General features: G+C 52.0%; 17 protein-coding genes and 1 riboswitch. All 17 genes read left to right on the top strand.

Going from position 1 to position 19,946, the window contains the following annotated elements:
• Nucleotides 1-336: 336 nt before the first annotated feature.
• A riboswitch (cobalamin riboswitch) is annotated at nt 337-518 on the top strand.
• Nucleotides 519-735: 217 nt separating this feature from the next.
• The 17 genes from H8S44_RS00340 to phoU all read left to right on the top strand — a co-directional run bounded on the left by H8S44_RS00340 (nt 736) and on the right by phoU (nt 19,934).
• Nucleotides 736-2,316 (top strand): ABC transporter substrate-binding protein, encoded by a 1,581-nt coding sequence (locus tag H8S44_RS00340; protein WP_186872936.1) that lies wholly within the window; start codon nt 736-738, stop codon nt 2,314-2,316.
• A gap of 133 nt (nt 2,317-2,449) precedes the next feature.
• On the top strand, nt 2,450-3,388 hold the full coding sequence (gene nikB / locus H8S44_RS00335) for a nickel ABC transporter permease (RefSeq protein ID WP_186872937.1): 939 nt from the start codon (nt 2,450-2,452) through the stop codon (nt 3,386-3,388).
• 4 nt (nt 3,389-3,392) lie between these two features.
• Nucleotides 3,393-4,223 (top strand): nickel transporter permease, encoded by an 831-nt coding sequence (nikC, locus tag H8S44_RS00330; protein WP_186872938.1) that lies wholly within the window; start codon nt 3,393-3,395, stop codon nt 4,221-4,223.
• An 11-nt stretch (nt 4,224-4,234) separates the two neighbouring features.
• Nucleotides 4,235-5,029: an ABC transporter ATP-binding protein gene (locus H8S44_RS00325; protein ID WP_186872939.1), complete on the top strand. Its 795-nt coding sequence runs from the start codon at nt 4,235-4,237 to the stop codon at nt 5,027-5,029.
• Complete coding sequence (locus H8S44_RS00320; RefSeq protein WP_186872940.1) at nt 5,022-6,029, top strand: ABC transporter ATP-binding protein; 1,008 nt, start codon at nt 5,022-5,024, stop codon at nt 6,027-6,029. Before H8S44_RS00325 ends, H8S44_RS00320 begins: the two co-directional genes overlap by 8 nt.
• Before the next feature lie 18 nt (nt 6,030-6,047).
• Complete coding sequence (locus H8S44_RS00315) at nt 6,048-7,397, top strand: MATE family efflux transporter (RefSeq protein WP_186872941.1); 1,350 nt, start codon at nt 6,048-6,050, stop codon at nt 7,395-7,397.
• 124 nt (nt 7,398-7,521) lie between these two features.
• A complete protein-coding gene (locus tag H8S44_RS00310; RefSeq protein WP_186872942.1) occupies nt 7,522-8,985 on the top strand; it encodes a DUF2142 domain-containing protein in 1,464 nt (487 codons plus the stop codon).
• 501 nt (nt 8,986-9,486) lie between these two features.
• Entirely contained in the window at nt 9,487-11,232 is a 1,746-nt protein-coding gene (locus tag H8S44_RS00305) for an ammonium transporter (RefSeq protein ID WP_186872943.1), read from the top strand.
• A gap of 177 nt (nt 11,233-11,409) precedes the next feature.
• Complete coding sequence (locus H8S44_RS00300; RefSeq protein ID WP_186872944.1) at nt 11,410-11,709, top strand: MGMT family protein; 300 nt, start codon at nt 11,410-11,412, stop codon at nt 11,707-11,709.
• A gap of 126 nt (nt 11,710-11,835) precedes the next feature.
• The gene (locus tag H8S44_RS00295; RefSeq protein WP_186872945.1) at nt 11,836-13,488 is read left to right on the top strand and encodes a Na/Pi cotransporter family protein; all 1,653 of its coding nucleotides are present in this window, start codon (nt 11,836-11,838) and stop codon (nt 13,486-13,488) included.
• A gap of 2 nt (nt 13,489-13,490) precedes the next feature.
• Entirely contained in the window at nt 13,491-14,738 is a 1,248-nt protein-coding gene (locus tag H8S44_RS00290; protein ID WP_186872946.1) for a sensor histidine kinase, read from the top strand.
• A 50-nt stretch (nt 14,739-14,788) separates the two neighbouring features.
• On the top strand, nt 14,789-15,487 hold the full coding sequence (locus tag H8S44_RS00285; protein ID WP_186872947.1) for a response regulator transcription factor: 699 nt from the start codon (nt 14,789-14,791) through the stop codon (nt 15,485-15,487).
• Nucleotides 15,488-15,849: 362 nt separating this feature from the next.
• Nucleotides 15,850-16,776, top strand: a complete 927-nt coding sequence (locus tag H8S44_RS00280) for a substrate-binding domain-containing protein (protein ID WP_186872948.1) — start codon at nt 15,850-15,852, stop codon at nt 16,774-16,776.
• 19 nt (nt 16,777-16,795) lie between these two features.
• Nucleotides 16,796-17,671, top strand: a complete 876-nt coding sequence (gene pstC / locus H8S44_RS00275) for a phosphate ABC transporter permease subunit PstC (RefSeq protein ID WP_186872949.1) — start codon at nt 16,796-16,798, stop codon at nt 17,669-17,671.
• Nucleotides 17,658-18,530 (top strand): phosphate ABC transporter permease PstA, encoded by an 873-nt coding sequence (pstA, locus tag H8S44_RS00270; protein WP_186872950.1) that lies wholly within the window; start codon nt 17,658-17,660, stop codon nt 18,528-18,530. Before pstC ends, pstA begins: the two co-directional genes overlap by 14 nt.
• A 2-nt stretch (nt 18,531-18,532) precedes the next feature.
• Nucleotides 18,533-19,282: a phosphate ABC transporter ATP-binding protein PstB gene (pstB, locus tag H8S44_RS00265; protein WP_158364492.1), complete on the top strand. Its 750-nt coding sequence runs from the start codon at nt 18,533-18,535 to the stop codon at nt 19,280-19,282.
• Between the two features lie 4 nt (nt 19,283-19,286).
• Entirely contained in the window at nt 19,287-19,934 is a 648-nt protein-coding gene (phoU, locus tag H8S44_RS00260; protein WP_186872951.1) for a phosphate signaling complex protein PhoU, read from the top strand.
• Nucleotides 19,935-19,946 lie beyond the last annotated feature (12 nt).

Here is a 19,946-nt window from a genome sequence, read left to right as displayed (position 1 = left end):
AATACATAAAATACTAATGATAACAAAGGCGTTACCAATTCCCGTGGTAACGCCTTTTTCCTATTTACAGGGCAACAGGCCCTATCTCTCCCTTTTATTTTATTCGACCCTGCGGTTGCGCTCTCCCGGCGCAGCCCGGCAAGTCGAATATACCAAAAATTAAGAAAAAAAGTAATAAAAAAGTCGTCATCCTGTCAGTTAGGGACGGCTTTTTTTGGAAGTCGCTTGCTTTGCACGAACAATTTATTAAAATTTGATTAAAAATGTGGATTGACAAGGATAGTAAGTTATGATATGATTTGCCGAAAGGGTAGAAAAAGTTCATAAGGTCGGCAATATGCCGCACAAAAGATAAGTTCGGACGAAGGTTCGATTAAAAGGGAATTCGGTGAGAATCCGGAGCGATCCCGTCACTGTGATAGTCAGTCTAAAGCAAGATGCCACTGGAAAAGATTCTGGGAAGGCGCTGCGGGCGTTTACGCTTAAGTCAGGAGACCTGCTTATCTTTGATTCAGAGAGAGTTTCTGCGGAAGACAGAAGGATTCTTACTTAAAGGTGGCGCTTTTCCTTGAAAGACAGAAGGGAGCGTGTAGTTTCTAAAGGTAAGTCATGAGTCGGATGCAAATCCGGCTTTTTTTGTGTATGAAAGAGAGCTCCGGAGTTTCTCGACCGTCATGGATGCGCTGACAAGAGAACAAAAACAGTCAACAAAGCAAAAAAAGAAAGGAAACGCCAATGAAAATCGCAAAGAAGTGTATCACCATGTCTCTGGCTGCAGCGCTGCTGCTGTCCGGCTGCGGCGGAAGCGGAAGCAGCTCCGATTCCAGCGCAAGCAACTCTGATAAAAAAGTCCTGAACTTCGGATGTCAGATGTACACCGACGGTATCGTAAACACCGTAACAGATGAGAACGGCGGCTGGAACGCTATGCGTTACGGCATCACCGAGGGCCTGTTCAAGTTCAACGATAATATGGAAGTAGAGCCCTGGCTGGCTGACAGCTATACCGTAAACGACGAGCATACCGAGTGGGTTATCACCCTGAAGGACGGCATCAAGTTCTCTGATGGCTGTGATCTGACGCCGACCAAGGTAAAAGAGTGCTTCGAGTACCTGAAGGAGATGGGACCCAGCGGTTCCGCGAAGCCCCAGAAGTACCTGGAGTTCGAGGCAACCATCATCGCCGATGACGAGGCGAACACTCTGACCATCCAGACTACACAGCCCTACGCGAACCTGCCGGGACAGCTGGCACATCCGACCATGGCCATCGTCGATGTGGCAGATACTGAGAACTTCGACAACGGTACCATCGGTACCGGCCCGTATATGATTAAAACCTTCAACGGTGTAGGCGTAGGCTATGATCTGGCAGCAAACCCGAACTATCGCGAGAAAGTTCCCTATGATGAAGTAAAGCTGATGTATATGGGTGACGCTTCCGCGAAGACTATGGCTCTGCAGAGCGGCCAGGTAGACCTGGTAGAGAACATCACCAACGTATCTGATATCCAGGATTTCAAGGATAACCCGGATTTTACGGTAGATATCGCTTCCGGTGTACGCTGCGGCTTCAGCTGGATGAACTTCGACGGTGTGCTGAGCAACAAGACCCTGCGTCAGGCGATCCTGATGGGTATCGACTATGACACCATCTGTCATTCCAAGACCATCGGAGACCTGTACACACCGGGCTTCTCCGTATTGCCCTCTACCCTGACCTATGGTTATGACAAGCTGAACAACCCGTATCAGTACGATCCGGAAGGCGCTAAGAAGCTCCTGGATGACGCTGGTATCGTAGATACCAATGGAGACGGTATCCGTGAGATCGACGGACAGAACATCAACCTGCACTATGTATCCTATGAGAACCGGCTGCTGAACGACTTCTCCAATGCTCACATCCAGTATCTGGCGGAGATCGGCATCGGCTGCACTGCGGATTACGGCAGCTCCGACGATCAGTGGAGCAAGCTGGCGGCAGGGAACTATGATTTCAATAATAATAACTGGATCACCGTAGGTACCGGCGACCCGTATGCATACATGGCAAACTGGGCTACCGACACTACTTACTGCGGATATTCCAATCCGGAGTATGACGCTCTGTTCGAGGAGCTGAAGAGCGAGATGGATCCGGATAAGCGCGAGGATCTGATTTTCCAGATGCAGCAGATTCTGATTGACGACGCAGCAGTCCTGATTGACGGTTACTACAACTCTTCCATGATTTACTCCAAGAATGTAGGCTATGCTCACATTCACACAGCAGATTACTACTGGCTGACCACTGAGATTACTCCGGCTGAGTAATCGGTAGTTGTGAACCATATAGGCTGCCCCCATCCGGCCCCCATAGAGGTAGGTGGATAGGGGCGGCTTATTTTGTAACAGTACCTGTCACAAAATAGATTTAGGATTCTTATGGAAAAAAGGAGCGAGAATTTTGAATAAAAAGCAGATTTTCCGTCGATTGGCGCAGATTGTTATCGTGCTGATCGGTATCAGTTTTATCACGTTCCTGCTGACTTATCTGTCTCCCGGCGATCCGGTTCGGAATATGTTCTCTGCGACCGGTGTGATGCCCACGGAGGAACTGGTACAGCAGACCCGGGATGAGCTGGGACTTAATGACCCCTTCCTGACACAGTATGCGCGTTGGCTGACCAATTGCCTGCACGGTGATTTCGGTAAATCCTACAGCCTGAATAAGCCTGTGGTCGATCTTCTGGCAGCGAGACTTCTGCCGACCCTGAAGCTGACGCTTATGTCCCTGGTTTTAATGCTGATTATGGCAGTACCCCTGGGAGTGGCTTCCGCCCTGCATAAGGACAGCTTTATCGACTATGTCTGTCGGGCGGTGACCTTTGTGGGCTGCGCCATGCCGAACTTCTGGGTGGGGCTTCTGTTGATGCTGTTACTCTGCGTAAAGATCCAGATTTTCCCAGTTATCGCGTCGGGCGGTGATTTCAAGAGTCTGTTCCTGCCGGCACTGACCCTGGCCATCGCCATGGCGTCCAAGTATACCAGACAGGTGCGTACCGCCGTGCTGGAGGAGTTGAACCAGGACTATGTCATCGGCGCAGAGGCCAGAGGCGTGAAGCGCTCTACCATTATCTGGAAGAATGTATTTCCCAACGCCCTTCTGCCCCTGATTACCATGCTGGGTCTTTCCATCGGAAGTCTGCTTGGCGGTACCAGCGTCGTAGAAGTGATCTTCTCCTACCCGGGCCTGGGTAATCTGGCGGTTACAGCCATCACATCCAGCGACTATAACCTGATTCAGGGCTATGTGCTGTGGATGGCTCTTATTTACATGGTCATCAATCTGATTGTGGATGCATCCTATGTCTATATCGATCCCCGGATGCGCCTGAAGAGGTAAGCATATGAAAAAGACGTTAAAATTTCTTCGTGAACATAAACAGTTTACATTTTTTGCTTTTCTGGCGTTCCTGATCATTCTGGCGGCGATTTTCGCTCCCCTTCTGACCGGCGGCGCGGATCCGCTGAAGGGGTCCCTGACAGATGCACTGGAAGCGCCCAGCAAGGCACATATTTTCGGCACCGACAAGATGGGCCGCGATATCTATACCCGTGTGATCTACGGAGCGCGGGCGTCCCTGACTTCCACCTTCGGCGTGGTTCTTCTGATTTTCCTGGTGGGAAGCGTAATAGGCGTCATCGCCGGTTACTTCGGCGGCGTGGTAGACGCGGTTTTGATGCGTATTGCGGATATGATGCTGGCATTCCCGGGCCTGGTACTGGCGCTGGCTGTAGCCGGTGTCATGGGCGCCAGCATCCGGAACGCTATTATCGCCATCGTAGCGGTTAACTGGACCAAGTATGCCCGTCTGGCGCGAAGCCTGGTGATGAAGATCCGTGACCGTGATTATGTATCCGCAGCCGTGGTAACAGGTTCCAAGACCCCGTACATGCTGCTCCGCTACATGCTGCCCAACGCCCTGCCGACCCTGATCATCACGGCGGCCACTGACGTGGGAGGCATGATGCTGGAGATCGCAGCGCTGTCCTTCTTAGGCTTTGGAGCAAAGCCGCCCACACCGGAGTGGGGCTATATGCTGAACGAGGGCCGTGCCTGTATGCAGTCCGCACCCTGGATGATGCTGTATCCGGGTCTTGCGATCTTTATTGTAGTCGTTGTATTTAACATGCTGGGCGATTCCATTCGGGATATCCTGGATCCGAGATCAGAGTAGGAGGTGGGAACATGCTGAAAATTGATAACGTAACGATTTCTTATAAAAAGGTTCCTGCCGTCCTGGATTTCAGTCTGGATATGAAGCCGGGGCAGATCATCAGTCTGGTGGGCGAGAGCGGCAGCGGTAAGACCACGGTCATTCGTGCGGTGCTGGGTCTTCTGGCAGGCGGAGGAGCCATCACAAAGGGCGACATCCTTTTCGACGGAGAATCCCTGCTTTCCAAGACACCGGAGCAATGGCGATCCTTACGCGGCAGTGATATTTCTATGATTTTCCAGGACAGCGGAGCCATGATGAACCCCACCCGGAAAATCGGATCGGTGTTCACCGAGTACCTGCAGACCCATGAGAAGATTTCCAGGAAGGACGCCTGGGCCAAGGGAGAGGAGATGCTGAGGAAAATGCGTCTGCCAAGCCCGGACAATGTTATGGGTTCCTATCCGTTCCAGCTGTCCGGCGGTATGCGTCAGCGTGTGGGTATCGCCATGGCTATGACCTATCAGCCGCGTCTGCTGCTGGCCGACGAGCCCACTTCCGCACTGGATGTGACCACTCAGGCTCAGATCGTGCGTCAGATGATGGAGCTTCGGGACACCTACGGCACCGGCATCATCGTGGTGACTCATAACCTGGGCGTGGCGGCTTATATGTCGGATTATATCGTAGTGATGAAAAATGGACACATTGAGGATCAGGGCGATCGGGATCATATCCTGCATCATTCTGAGAACGAGTACACCCGCACTCTCTTGAGCGCGGTACCCTCGATGGAAAGAGAACAGGGAGGGGAAAAGGATGTGTGAAAATAACGAAGTAATTCTGGAAGCCAGACATGTGACAAAACGCTTTCCCGCATCCGGCGGACGGACTCTGGTAGCCAATCATGATATCAACCTGAAATTTCAGAAAGGAAAGACCCTGGGACTGGTGGGTGAGTCCGGCTGCGGAAAGTCCACCTTCATGCGCTTTCTGGTATCCCTGGATACGCCGTCTGAGGGCGAGATTCTCTACCGCGGCAGGGATATCACAAAGCTTAGGGGCGAGGAGCTTCGCCAGAGCCGGCAGCATATCCAGATGGTATTTCAGGATCCCACCTCCTCCTTTAATCCGAAAATGCGGATCCGGGACATCGTGTGTGAGCCCCTGCTGAACTTCGGACGAATCACCAAAAAGGAAAAGGACGCGGCCTGCCGCCGTCTGCTGGAAATGGTAGAGCTGCCCGGGGATTTCGCGGATCGATATCCCCACAATATGTCCGGCGGACAGAGACAGCGTGTGGCTATCGCCCGCGCCCTGGCTCTGGAGCCGGAGATCCTGATTCTCGACGAGGCCACCTCGGCCCTGGACGTGTCCGTGCAGAAGACCATCATTGAGCTGATCGTGAAACTCCAGAGGGAGAAGAATATTACCATCGGTTTTATCTGCCATGATATTTCTCTGATTCAGTCCTGCGCCGACCAGGTGGCAGTCATGTATCTTGGCAATGTGGTGGAGGTCCTTCCGGCAAAGGATTTGGCGAAGAATGCGAAGCATCCCTATACGAAAGCGCTGATTGGTTCCATTTTCGATATCAGTATGGATTTTTCCAAGCCCATCGAGAGCATCGAGGGCGAGGCACCCAGCCCCCTGGATGTGCCTGCGGGATGCCCCTTCCGGGGACGCTGCCCCAAAGCAACTACGCGCTGCGCAGCGGAACAGCCGAAGCTTCGGACGGTAGAAGCGGGTCATGAGGTGGCCTGCCATCTGCTGGATGAGGAGGGCAAAAATAAAACCGGGGCATCAGCGCTTACCGGCAGGATATAGAGAAGGAACTGACGGCTTATGAAAGAACACACACTTACCAGTGGAAGTATCAGTAAAGGACTCTTGTATTTTGTGCTGCCCATCATCGCGGGCAGCCTGGTACAGCAGTTATATGTGACCGTGGACGCCATCGTGGTGGGACAGTTCACCGGACAGCTGGGACTGGCGGCCATCGACTCCGTCCATACCCTGTTCAAATTTCCGATTAATTTTATGAATGGTCTGGCCTCCGGCGCCACGATCCTGATTTCCCGCTGCTTTGGCTCCGGGGATGAGAAGGAGATGCACTGCTCCATCCGGACAGCCTGTACCGTGGCTGTGCTGCTGGGTATCGTCTGCTCCATTGGCGGGGTGCTTCTGACGCCGGGAATGCTGAACCTGCTGGCCGTGCCTGCAGAGGTCTATGGAAGGTCCGCAGCCTATACCCGGATCTATTTCGCAGGTATCTGGTCCATGGTGCTCTACAATATGGCGGCGGGTGTGCTCCGTGCCAACGGGGATTCCAAGCGGCCCCTGTATGTGCTGCTTTGCTGCACAGTGGTTAATATTGTAGGCGACCTGCTGCTGGTGGGCGTGCTGCATCTGGGCGTATCCGGAGCGGCTTTGGCTACGGTGGCGTCTCAGATCGTCAGCGTGGTGATTACCTTTGGAATGCTCCGGAAAAAGCTGCATGTGGAAAAAGGTGAGAAGCCTTTGTGGTGGCCTCATTTCTGCGCGGAACATATGTCGCAGATGCTACGGCTTGGTATGCCGCTGGCCCTGCAGTCCATGCTGTTCCCCATCGCGAATACCATCGTGCAGGCGGGCGTCAATACTATGGGTACCAGTCAGATCGCGGCCTGGGGTATCTGTGATAAGCTGAATATGATCATCTGGCTCATGTCGGACTCCATGGGACCGGTACTGACCACCTTTACAGCCCAGAATCTGGGCGCGAAGAATCATCACCGCATCAAGGCCGGTGTCGCTGCCGGAACGATGATGTCTGTGGGCGTGGTAGCCCTCATCAGTGTGGTGCTGTTCGTGGGAGCGGGCTTTCTAACGCCCTGGTTCGTGTCCGCGAAGGACGCGTCTGTATTGGCTCCGCTGGTAAGCACCTATGCCCGGATGATGGCTCCCTTCTTCATCTTTTACGCCATCGCCGAGGCCCTGTCGGGAGCCTGCTGCGGCACCGGCGATACCCTGAAGCCCATGATGACCACGTTGGCATTCATCTGTATGCTTCGTGTGCTTGGCATCCTGTTTGTGTTGCCGTCCTATGAGTCTATGGAGTGTATCGTAGGAATCTACATCGCCTCCTGGATCGCGGCGGGCGTGGCTTTCCTGGTACTCTGGGGCTGGGATTTGAGAAAGGTTTTGAAAAAATAGAGTAAGTGTGCAGACGCCCCGACGAATCATCGGGGCGTTTTTATTTCAGTTGTGTTCCCTGCATATTATTGCTATAATAAAAATAATACGCAAGAAAATACGAATCAAAGGACGATTGAAATATATGAAAAAGCTTACGAAAGAAAACTGGCTGGAGCTGGCCTTTTTCGCCTTTATCCTGCTGATCTGGCTGGCCTGGGCCTGGATCCTGCCCTTCAACGAGGGACCGGACGAGTACATGCGCTCCCGCATCGTGGACTATATCGTGGAATATGGCAAGCTGCCCACGGGCTATCAGCAGGAGATTATGGATTATTCCTGGGGCTTCACCTATGGCTTTCGGCCCATTTTGCCCCAGATGGTGGAGGCGGTCTTTGTGCGCGTGGCCATGATCTGGACGAAGGACGCCTTTTCCCTGATTTTTGCGGGGCGGCTAGTGAGCGTGGTCTGCGGCATGATTTTCGCAGGCTTCGTCCGGGCCATTTCCAAAAAGCTTTTTGACCGGACGGATACTCAGTGGCTGTTTACCCTGCTTACGGTCTGCCTGCCCCAGGCCTGCTTCCTGTTCACCTATCTGAACTGTGACTCCATGGCTCTGATGGCGTCGGCCATGATTTTATGGTATCTGATCCGTGGCATGGAAGAGCGGTTCCCGTTCAAAAACTGTGTGTGGATTGCGGTATCCTGCGCCATCTGCGCCCTGTCTTATTATAATGCCTACGGCTTCCTGATCACGGCTGCCCTCATTTACCTGGGCTGTTATCTGGAATGGAGCCGGGAGGCGGCGGATCCGGAGCAGAGAAAGGAGATTTGGAAGTCCTTCTGGAAAAAAGGCCTTCTGATTCTGGGGATCGTGCTGATTCTGGCAGGCTGGTGGTTCGTTCGGAATTATTTTCTCTATGATGGGGATATTCTGGGACTGAAGACCCAGGATCAGTATGCGGAGCACTATGCCATGGACATTCTGAAGCCGTCCAACCGACGGACCTATCAGAACCAGGGGTATTCCATGGTCTATATGCTGTTCCGTTCCGACTGGGCCGCGTCGGTACTGAAGAGCTTCATCGGCGTGCTGGGGCCGCTGTGGTACGCCCTGCGCTGGTGGATGTATGTGGGCTACGCCCTGTTGTTTATCGCCGGAATCCTGGGTATGCTGCTCGAGTGCGCGGCAAAATTCCGCGGTCGGAAGAAGGGCGTCAGTGTGAATCCGGAGCGGCTGTTCTGGCATCTGGGCCTGCTGGTGGCCATTCTGGTGCCGAACGTGCTGAACTTCTGGTACTCCTACGCCACAGACTACCAGCCCCAGGGCCGCTACAGTATGCCCATGCTGATTCCCTTCATGTACTATATGGCCCGTGGCCTGCATTTCTGGGTAAAATGGTTGGAACAGCGGATCGGAGCAGCACTTCGCCGTGCCCTGTCCGTCCTGGTGGCAATGGTATGCCTCTGGATCGCAGGCTGCGCCCTGTTTTGTGTAGTCAAAATCATGTGGCCCGCCTACAAAGATGTGGAAGACAAATCCGTGGTAAAAGTCTACACCATGGAAGAACTTTATGGAGATGACTGGGAAGAGAAGATGAACAATTAAAATAAAAAGCCCCTGAAAAGGGAGGATGCCAGGCAGCTGCTCTGCCTGGCATTTATTATGAAAAAGTTTATTCAAAAAATAAAGAAATTGTCATTTTGAGGTATTGCTCTTTTTATTTATCTTATGATGCTATTATATGGACCGAAAATGAATTCGGTATGAGCGCTAATTGAACGATTTTTAAAAGAAACATGAACAAATTATGAACGCACCACGCATTCCGGGCGGTATGAGCGCGGAAAGGTGAGAGACCAGAATCCTGAGTCCGTCTTTTTGTTAAAAATCTAAAAATTATATAAAAATTCCAAAAAAATTTTTATATAATCTTAACATTGACAGTTTCTGGAATCCATGATTATAATATTACTCATATCAAAGGAGATTTGAACGCGGAACTACCGCTGTTCAGGTCTCCTTTTTTTATTTATATTACTGTTCTGCAGGGAATGTATTACAACTCCGGAGCCCTCCAGGATAATATGAAGAAGAGGAGGAAATATTATGACCCAGGAAATTTTATCTGCTATTGACGGTCAGCTTTTCGCCGTCTGGTTCCTCATAGGAGCCGCACTGGTATTCTGGATGCAGGCAGGCTTTGCCATGGTGGAGGCTGGTTTTACCAGAGCGAAAAACACCGGTAATATCCTGATGAAAAATCTCATGGACTTCTGTATCGGCACTGTAGTATTCATTCTGATTGGATTCGGACTGTTGCTGGGTGAAGATGTAGCAGGTTTTATCGGTAAACCCGGTTTTGATATTTTTACCGCTTATGAAAATTTTGATTATTCCAACTTTGTATTCAACCTGGTATTCTGCGCCACCACGGCAACCATCGTATCCGGCGCCATGGCAGAGCGTACCAAGTTCCTGTCCTATTGTGTATACTCCGCTATCATTTCCGCGCTGGTGTACCCTATAGAGGCACACTGGATCTGGGGTGGTGGCTGGCTTTCCCAGCTTGGCTTCCATGATTTCGCAGGCTCCTGTGCCATTCATATGGTCGGTGGACTCAGCGCATTGATTGGCGCGAAAATTCTCGGACCCCGTATCGGAAAGTTTGTAAAAGACAAAGAAGGCAAGATTACAAAGGTAAACGCGTTCCCCGGACACAATCTGCCCCTTGGCTGCCTTGGCTGCTTCATCCTGTGGCTGGGCTGGTACGGATTCAACGGCGCTGCCTGCACCAGTGTAGAGCAGCTGGGAAGCGTATTTCTGACCACAACCGTCGCTCCTGCGGTAGCAACCGTTGTATGTATGGTATTTACCTGGGTTCGTTACGGTAAGCCCGATGTATCCATGTGTCTGAACGCTTCGCTGGCAGGTCTGGTAGCTATCACAGCTCCCTGTGATGTGACCGATTGCTTCGGTGCCATCGTCATCGGCGCGGTAGCCGGCGTTCTGGTTGTATTTGGTGTATGGTTTCTGGATTATATACTTCGCATAGACGATCCCGTTGGCGCGGTAGCTGTTCATTTCATGAATGGTATGTGGGGAACCATTGCAGTTGGTCTTTTCGCTACCACAAACGCTCCGGGAAATGATACCCTGACCGGTCTCTTCTACGGCGGCGGTTTCACCCTTCTTGGAAAACAGCTTCTGGGCATGGTGAGCGTCCTGGCCTGGACTGCAGTGACTATGACGATTTTCTTCTTTATCATTAAAGCTGTCTTTGGACTTCGTGTAAGTGAGGAAGAGGAAATCGTGGGTCTGGACTCCTGCGAGCACGGACTTCCCTCCGCTTACGCAGGCTTCAGTATCATGGATATCTCCAACACCATGACCATGGAGGTTAACGAGAATACGAACCTGGGCGTGGACGAGTACGAGGCGGCATCCGAGGCTCAGAAGAACGCGGCTGTTAAGGTGGTACAGACGCCGGTATCCGCAACTGGTATTTACAAGGTATCCATCATCGCCAAGCTGTCCCGGTATGACCAGTTGAAGAAGGCCATGAATGATATCGGCGTCACCGGCATGACCGTGACTCAGGTTATGGGCTGTGGCATCCAGAAGGGCGCAGGCGAGAAATACCGTGGCGTCGAGATGGACGCGACCCTGCTTCCCAAGGTCAAGGTGGAAGTTATTGTTGGCAGTATTCCGGTGGATACCGTCATCGAAGCAGCCAAGAAGGCCCTGTATACCGGACACATCGGAGATGGCAAGATCTTTGTATACAATGTGGATAAGGTGGTCAAGGTCCGCACCGGTGAGGTGGACATGGACGCCCTGCAGGATGTAGAGTAAGAGAAATCTGAATTAATAGAGCCAATAGAATCAATGGAACCGTCCCGGCGGACGAAGCTTCTTTTCACGCAGATATCGGCGCAGCCAGCCGAAAGCGCCTGGAAAAGTATCTTCGCCTGTCCGGGGCGGTTTTATGTTATACTAGGGGCAATTATATAAGAAAGGTTTCTGTTCCAAATGATAAAGGAAGACTTAATTTACGAAATTCTGTCCGTAGTGGAAGAGATTCCGGAGGGCCGGGTCGCCTCCTACGGCCAGATCGCCCGCCTCATCGGCCGGGATAAAAATTCCCGTCTGGTGGGAAAGGTGTTAAGCATGGCTGAGTATTATGGCAGGTACCCCTGCCACCGGGTGGTGAACCACGCCGGGCGAACAGCTCCGGGCTGGAGGGAGCAGAGACTCCTTCTGGAGGACGAGGGAGTGGAGTTCCGGAAAAACGGGTGTGTGGATATGAAACGGTTTCAGTGGAATGCGTGATTTTACACAAACTTAACAAAACCTGCGATTGTCCTTTACCTCTCCTTGATAAGGTGATAACAGAATCAAAAGATAAAATTAACCTTGAAAAGTTATCATGTATGTAATATCAGGAGGGAGTACAATATGCAACATGTAGAAATGCTGTTTCGTTTTATCGGCGGCCTGGGTATGTTCCTGTACGGCATGAATGTCATGGCGGACGGACTGCAGAAATCTGCAGGTAATAAGATGAAACATTTACTGGAGTTTCTGACCAGGAACCGTCTGATGGGAATTCTGGTGGGAGCCGGAGTGACTGCTATCATTCAGAGCAGCTCGGCTACTACGGTTATGGTAGTCGGTTTTGTAAACGCAGGGCTCATGAATCTGACTCAGGCCGTAGGCGTCATCATGGGCGCCAATATCGGTACCACGGTGACAGCCTGGCTGGTGTCCATGAGCGAATGGGGGGCATTTCTGAAGCCGGAGTTTTTCGCACCGCTTCTGATTGGTATCGGCGCCTTCATGATGCTGTTTTCCAAAAAGGAAAAAATCGTGGATGTGAGCGAAATCCTGGTCGGTTTCGGCGTTTTGTTCATCGGATTGAATTTCATGTCCGGCGCGATTACCCCTTATCGGGACGCGCCGATTTTCTCTGAGGCCTTCCGGGTATTGGGCCGGAATCCGATCTTAGGCATGCTGGCCGGTCTGGCGGTTACGGCTCTGATTCAGAGCTCTTCCGCGTCGGTGGGTATTCTGCAGACGCTGGCGGCCAACGGCCTGGTCAACTGGAGCTCGGCGGTATTTATTACCCTGGGACAGAATATCGGTACCTGTGTAACTGCGCTGCTGTCCAGTCTGGGAGCCCACAAAACTGCCAAGCGGGCGGCGGTGATCCATTTACTTTTTAATGCCATCGGCGCAGTTGTATTCGGCCTTCTGATGTTCGTGGTCTTTACCGTCAACAGAGCCTGGGCTTCTTCAGAAATCAACAGTGTGGGAATTTCCATGTTCCATACCTTCTTTAATATTACGAACACCCTTCTTCTCTATCCCTTCGGCAATCTTCTGGTAAAGCTGTCCGGAATGATTGTGAAGGACGACGGGGAGGAGGAGCAGGCGGAGGAGGCCTTCGAGCTTCCCCATATTGAATCCCGCTTTCTGGAGACTCCGTCCTTTGCGGTGGAAGGAGCCCTGAAGGAAACCGTCCGCATGGGCGAACTGGCGATTGCTCACGTGGAGCTTGTATTTGACGCCATTCGGACCGGCAGCCAGAAACGGGTTGACAAGGCGGTCCGCTTAGAGCAGAATATGAATGAATACGAGAAAAAAATGACGGAATACCTGGCACAGATCAGTAAGGGTTCCCTGACGGATCATCAGCGTCTGATCATCAATGATCTGTTCTACACTGTCAGCGATCTGGAGCGGATCAGCGACCACTGCGATAATCTGGCGGAGCTGACCCAAACCATGATCAGCGACGGCCTGCATTTCTCCATGGAGGCCATGCAGGGCTTTGAGGAGATCGCAGGTCTGACCGTGGACGCGGTGAAGGCGGCGGTGCTGGCCCGGGAGACCGAGAAAATGGCCTACGTGCAGCAGGTGGTTCAGATTGAGGACGAGATCGACGATCTGGAGGAGGATCTCAGAACCCAGCATATCAACAGGCTGGCGCACAATGAATGTTCCGCAGCCCGGGGCGTCATTTTCCTGGATATGCTCAGCAATATTGAACGGATTTCGGATCATGCAAACAATGTGGTAGGCTACGTGGCAGACGAGAAAGAAGGATAAGCGTGAAAAAGAAGGTTCTGGTAGGCTATATTATTGCGGCAATGATTGCGTTAGTCGCGTTTGAATACGCATTTTGGACAAATGGTTTCAGCTATCTGGAGCATCAGAGCGAGAAAAGCTACCTGACCCAGGCGGAAATGCTGCGGGATTTGTTCCAGGCAGAGGATGTGGCCGGGGAAAACGGCTATGAGCAGTTTGCGGAGAATTACGCGAAAGCCTACAATATCCGGATCACCATTATAGATTCCGAAGGCAACGTGCTGGGAGAGTCCCAGGGCGCCAGCGATCTGATGAGCAATCATCTGAACCGGGAAGAGGTGCAGAAGGCCCTGGAGGGGCAGAGCAACAGTCTGATCCGGAAATCAGATACCTTTGATGTGGACTACTGCTACTGCGCGGTGCCGGTGGACTGCGGCGATTTTCACGGCGTCATGCGTGTGGCCCTGCCTTTAAGTGAACTGAAAAATATGGATAATGAATTTGTCCGTTCCACGGTTCTGGTAACCCTGGTGCTTCTGGTTGTGGTATTTTTCCTGGGCGCTTATTTCCGGAAATATGTGCAGGCCATGAAGAAGGTGGAAAATATGCGGCGGGAATTCGTGTCCAATGTGACCCATGAGCTGAAGACGCCGCTGACCTCTATCCGGGGCTTTGTGGAAACCCTGAAGGACGGAGCCATTGAGGATCCGAAGATGGCCCACAGATTTCTGGATATCATTGATATTGAGACAGAGCGGCTGAGCCATCTCATCAGCGATACTCTGCTGTTGTCCGAGATTGAGAGCAAGCAGGACGCCAACCGGGAGCCCTGCGACGTCAACGCAGTGATCGCCGAGGTGGTGGAGCTTCTGCAGCCCAAGGTCAGGGAGCATGTCCGCCTGATTTTCCAGCCGGATCCGACGCTGAAGCCCTATAACTGCAACCGGGACCGGCTCAAGCAGCTGCTGATCAATCTGGTGGACAACGGCCTGAAGGCTACAGAATTCGGCGCCGTTACTGTTAGGTGCCGCACCATGGGAAATGAACTGGTGCTGGAAATCTCGGATACGGGTATCGGAATGGAGGAGGAGCAGCTGGAGCGGATTTTCGAACGCTTCTACCGGGTAGACAAGGGACGCTCCAAGGCCCAGGGCGGTACCGGACTGGGACTGTCCATTGTAAAGCATATTGTAGAGTTGTATCACGGAACCGTTCATGTGACCAGCAAACCGGGCGTAGGTACAGAATTTACAGTGAAGCTGCCGTATTAAAAAGAGTATAGAAATTTTTGCAGACACGGAAGCATTGCAGAGGAGATATCATGGCAAAAAAAGTCATATTAACGATAGACGATGAGGAACATATCTTAGATCTGTTGGAGTACAATCTGGAAAAAAATGGATACGAAGTTCTACGGGCAGAGACCGGAGAAAAGGGACTGGCGATTCTGAAAACCATGCAGGTGGATCTGGTACTGCTGGATTATATGCTGCCCGGCATGGACGGGATTGAGGTGCTGAAAAATCTGCGGGCAGACAAAAACCTGTCCGCCATGCCGGTGATTATGCTGACCGCAAAGGGCGAGGAAATTGACAAGGTCCTGGGACTGGAGATGGGCGCCGACGATTATATCAGCAAGCCCTTCGGCATCCGTGAGCTGCTGGCCCGGGTGAAGGCCCTGCTTCGCAGAAGCTCCCTGGAAAAAATCGAGTCGGAACCGGAGGATAAGATCACAGCGGGAGACCTGATCATCAACAATACCTCCCGGGAGGTTTATATGGAAGGAAAGCCGGTATTCCTGTCTCTGAAGGAATTTGAGCTTCTCTACCTTCTGGCTAGCCACCGCAATCGGGTATTTACCCGGGAGCAGCTTCTGGAGCTGATCTGGGGCTATGAATATTCAGGAGAAACCCGGACCGTAGACGTCCATGTGCGGAATCTCCGCAAGAAGATCGAAAAGGATCCGGATCACCCCCAGTATATTCAGACCGTGCGCGGTATGGGTTACAAGTTCGTCTAATCATTTGAAAACGAATTGCAAAAGAATATAGGAAATAACGGCCCTGCGGCATTCCCTGTCGCGGAGGCCGTTTTTATGTAATAGGAAACCCCTATTACATAAAAAATATTATCGCACTCGGCGCAGTGGTAGATGGTTGCTAATGCAACCGCGCCTCGGCGCGAGAATGTGCCAGTGGCACATTCTTTTTTACGAAAAACCCTTACACCCTCTTTACAGACACTTTACGAAACCTGGCTTTTGCCCTTTACATTGGCAGATTAAGATATAAATCACAGGGCGGACAAGAGAAATCAAACGCCCTGGAGAAGAAAAGAGAGAAGAGGCCGGAAACGTTCACCCGGCGAAAAGGAGAAAACATTATGAAAAAGAAAACAGTTAGCTTATTGATGACCATGGCACTTACAGCGGCAATGCTGGCAGGCTGCGGAAGCTCTGAGACCGCAGATACCACAGCAGCTGCGGATACTGCGGCAGCGGCAGATACAGCAACAGCAGATTTTGACACCGAAGAGGATATCTCCGTATATTCCCGTGAGGACGGTTCCGGAACCAGAGGCGCATTCATCGAGCTGTTCGGTGTAGAAGAGAAGGACGCCAACGGAGAAAAGATTGACAACACCACGGAGGACGCAACCATCACCAACAATACCTCCGTTATGATGACCGGCGTGGCAGGCGATGATTACGCAATCGGATACGTATCCTTAGGTTCCCTGAATGATACCGTAAAGGCACTGAAGATTGACGGCGTAGAGCCGACCGTAGAAAATATCAAGAGCGACAGCTACAAGGTATACAGACCCTTCAATATCGCGACCAAGGGCGAAGTAAGCGAGGCTGCGCAGGATTTCATCGATTATATCCTGAGCGCAGAGGGACAGCAGATTGTAAGCGATGAGGGATACATCACCATTGATGACGCGGCTCCGGCATTCGCAGGCGGCAAGGCAAGCGGCAGCGTGACAGTAGCGGGTTCTTCCTCCGTATCTCCGGTGATGGAGAAGCTGGCAGAGGCTTATATGAAGCTGAATGGCAACGTAAAGATTGAGATACAGACCAGTGATTCTACTACAGGTATGACCTCCGCTATCGACGGCGTATGCGACATCGGAATGGCTTCCAGAGAGCTGAAGGACACAGAGGCTGATAAGCTTACCGCAACGGTTATCGCACAGGATGGTATCGCGGTAGTTGTGAATAACAACAACCCCATCGACAACCTGACCAAAGACCAGGTAAAGAGCATTTATGTAGGCGAGACTACTTCCTGGAGCGAGGTAGAGTAAGCAAAAGAGGGCAAATGATATGAAACAGGCGGCTTGGAAAGCGCGTATCAAGGAAGTATTTATGCAGGCGGTGTTCTTCATAGCCGCCTGCACCTCTATCCTGGCAGTAATACTCATTTGTGTATTTTTATTTGCCAACGGACTTCCGGCCATCGGAAAAATCGGGCCGATGGAGTTCCTGTTGGGAACCAGATGGAAACCGGGCAACAACATTTTCGGAATCCTGCCCTTTATCCTGGGCAGCATCTACGTGACAGCGGGAGCAATTCTCATCGGAGTTCCCATCGGAATCCTGACCTCGATTTTCATGGCGTACTACTGCCCGAAGAAAATCTACCGTCCCCTGAAGGCAGCCACCGAGCTGCTGGCCGGAATCCCGTCAGTCGTGTACGGCTTTTTCGGCATGATGGTTCTGGTTCCCCTGCTCCGGCAGATTCCCCATTGCAAGGGAAATGTCATGCTGACCGCATGCATTCTTCTGGGTATCATGATTCTGCCAACCATCATCGGAACCACGGAAACAGCTCTTCGGAGCGTACCGGCCATGTACCATGAGGGAGCATTGGCACTGGGAGCAACCAAGGAGCGGAGCGTATTTACGGTTATCGTACCGGCGGCAAAATCCGGTGTGCTGACCGGAATTGTACTGGGAATCGGCCGGGCCATCGGCGAGACCATGGCAGTTATCATGGTAGCCGGAAATCAGACCAAGATGCCGGAGAGCCTGTTTAAGGGCGTCCGTACCATGACGGCCAATATCGTCATCGAGATGGGCTACGCCACAGACCTGCACCGGGAGGCTCTGATTGCCACAGCGGTTGTGCTCTTTGTATTTATTCTGATTATCAACGTAAGCGTATCACTGTTAAGGAGGGGCGGAAATGGAAGCAATTAATAAGCAGACGGCAGGCGATAAGCTCCATGCCCTGCAAAAGCATCCGGGTTCCCTGATTCTGTTCCTGCTGGTAGTGCTGGCAGCATGCGTGACCTTTGCCGTACTGATTTTCCTGATAGCCTACATTCTGATTCGGGGCGTACCCTATCTGACTCCGGAGCTGTTCTCCCTGCATTACACCTCGGATAACGTATCCCTGATGCCGGCCCTGTTCAACACCATCGAAATGATTTTCCTGGCGCTGATTCTGGCGGTTCCCGTGGGTATCTTTTCTGCCATTTATCTGGTGGAATACGCGAAAAAAGGAAATAAATTCGTGGGTATCGTCCGGGTAACCGCAGAGACACTGTCCGGTATCCCATCCATCGTATACGGCCTTTTCGGCATGCTGTTCTTTGTAACTAAGCTGAAATGGGGTTATTCCATGCTGGCCGGAGCCTTCACTCTGGCGATCATGATTCTTCCTCTGATTATGCGGACCACGGAGGAAGCGTTGATTGCCGTACCGGATTCCTACCGGGAGGGAAGCTTCGGACTGGGAGCCGGAAAGCTCCGGACCGTCTTTCAGGTGGTACTGCCCAGCGCGATTCCGGGTATCCTGGCAGGTGTGATCCTGGGAATCGGCCGTATCGTGGGCGAGACGGCGGCGCTGATGTATACCTCCGGAACGGTGGCCAAGTATGCGGGAGCCATGGAATCCGGACGGACCCTGGCTTTACATATGTACGTGCTGACCAGCGAGGCCCTTCATGTGGATCAGGCCTCTGCCACAGCCGTAGTGCTGCTGGTAATTGTCATCGGAATTAACGCGTTTTCAGGCTTTATTGCAAAGAAGCTGGCGAAGAAGACAGGAGAATAGAAATGGGTATTATGAAGATTGAACATCTGGATCTGTTCTACGGGGATTTTCAGGCGCTCAAAAATGTAAATATGGAGATTGAGAAAAATGAGATTACCGCATTTATCGGCCCCTCCGGCTGCGGCAAATCCACCTTCCTCAAATCCCTGAACCGTATGAATGATATGGTGGCCGGCTGTAAGATTACCGGAAAGGTAACCTTAAACGGACAGGACATCTACAAGGGAATGGACGTGAATGACCTGCGCCGGAGAGTGGGCATGGTATTTCAGAAGCCGAATCCGTTTCCCATGAGTATCTATGACAATATTGCCTATGGTCCCCGGACCCACGGAATCCGGAATAAAGCGAAGCTGGACGAAATCGTAGAGGAATCCCTGCGGAACGCAGCCATCTGGGACGAGACTAAGGATCGTCTGAAAAAGAGCGCCCTGGGTATGTCCGGCGGACAACAGCAGCGTCTCTGTATCGCCAGGGCTCTGGCCGTGAAGCCGGAGATTCTGCTGATGGACGAGCCGACCTCCGCGCTGGATCCGATTTCCACCTCTAAGATCGAGGACCTGTGTATGGAACTGAAGAAGAGCTTTACGATCGTGATGGTAACCCACAACATGCAGCAGGCGGCGCGTATCTCTGACAAGACGGCATTCTTCCTGCTGGGTGAGGTGATTGAGTACGGCAACACGGATCAGATCTTCTCCATGCCGAAGGATACCCGTACCGAAAACTATATTTCAGGAAGGTTTGGTTGATGTTATGAGAGATTTTTATGAAGAACAGCTGAATGAGCTGCATACACAGATGATCGCCATGGGCGGTCTGTGCGAAAAGGCCATTTCTAATGCTACAAAGGCGCTGACAGACGGCGATTTGCAGCTGGCAGAGGAAATTATGAAGAATGACGCCATCATCAACCGTCAGGAGCGTGACATTGAGAGTCTCTGTATGAAGCTGATTCTCCATCAGCAGCCGGTGGCAGGGGATCTCCGCCGAGTTTCCGCGGCCCTGAAAATGGTGACGGATATGGAACGTATCGGCGACCAGGCGGCAGATATCGCGGATATTGTCCTTGATATGAATGAGAAGCTTCCGGATAAGTTTCTCCATGTGTGCAAGATGGGCGTGGCAGCCATGAAAATGGTCACAGACAGCGTCAACGCTTACGTGGACGGAGATCTGGAGCTGGCCCGCCATGTCATCCGGGATGATGATATTGTGGACGGACTGTTTTTAAAGGTAAGAGGGGAAATCCTGGACGCCATCCGTGACGGCAGCAGCAAGGGCGAGGAGGTGCTTGATCTGTTCATGATCACCAAGTATTATGAGCGGATCGGCGACCACGCCACGAACATTGCGGAGTGGGTAGAGTACTCCATAACCGGCGAGCGATCGAATGAGAATTAAGCGGAAAAACAA

The sequence above is a fragment of the Anaerosacchariphilus hominis genome (genome assembly GCF_014290175.1).
GTDB lineage: Bacteria > Bacillota > Clostridia > Lachnospirales > Lachnospiraceae > Laedolimicola > Laedolimicola hominis.
Note: the sequence above shows the minus strand (reverse complement) of the source record. Positions and strands in the feature narration are given on the sequence as shown.

Bases quoted from the DNA above. Each gene is read 5' to 3' on its own strand.
- phoU (WP_186872951.1), top strand. From the start codon at position 19,287: ATGAGAGATTTTTATGAAGAACAGCTGAATGAGCTGCATACACAGATG.
- pstA (WP_186872950.1), top strand. From the start codon at position 17,658: ATGGAAGCAATTAATAAGCAGACGGCAGGCGATAAGCTCCATGCCCTG.
- H8S44_RS00315 (WP_186872941.1), top strand. From the start codon at position 6,048: ATGAAAGAACACACACTTACCAGTGGAAGTATCAGTAAAGGACTCTTG.
- H8S44_RS00320 (WP_186872940.1), top strand. From the start codon at position 5,022: ATGTGTGAAAATAACGAAGTAATTCTGGAAGCCAGACATGTGACAAAA.
- H8S44_RS00295 (WP_186872945.1), top strand. From the start codon at position 11,836: ATGCAACATGTAGAAATGCTGTTTCGTTTTATCGGCGGCCTGGGTATG.
- nikC (WP_186872938.1), top strand. From the start codon at position 3,393: ATGAAAAAGACGTTAAAATTTCTTCGTGAACATAAACAGTTTACATTT.
- H8S44_RS00285 (WP_186872947.1), top strand. From the start codon at position 14,789: ATGGCAAAAAAAGTCATATTAACGATAGACGATGAGGAACATATCTTA.
- H8S44_RS00305 (WP_186872943.1), top strand. From the start codon at position 9,487: ATGACCCAGGAAATTTTATCTGCTATTGACGGTCAGCTTTTCGCCGTC.
- H8S44_RS00300 (WP_186872944.1), top strand. From the start codon at position 11,410: ATGATAAAGGAAGACTTAATTTACGAAATTCTGTCCGTAGTGGAAGAG.
- pstB (WP_158364492.1), top strand. From the start codon at position 18,533: ATGGGTATTATGAAGATTGAACATCTGGATCTGTTCTACGGGGATTTT.
- H8S44_RS00340 (WP_186872936.1), top strand. From the start codon at position 736: ATGAAAATCGCAAAGAAGTGTATCACCATGTCTCTGGCTGCAGCGCTG.
- H8S44_RS00280 (WP_186872948.1), top strand. From the start codon at position 15,850: ATGAAAAAGAAAACAGTTAGCTTATTGATGACCATGGCACTTACAGCG.
- H8S44_RS00310 (WP_186872942.1), top strand. From the start codon at position 7,522: ATGAAAAAGCTTACGAAAGAAAACTGGCTGGAGCTGGCCTTTTTCGCC.
- pstC (WP_186872949.1), top strand. From the start codon at position 16,796: ATGAAACAGGCGGCTTGGAAAGCGCGTATCAAGGAAGTATTTATGCAG.
- H8S44_RS00325 (WP_186872939.1), top strand. From the start codon at position 4,235: ATGCTGAAAATTGATAACGTAACGATTTCTTATAAAAAGGTTCCTGCC.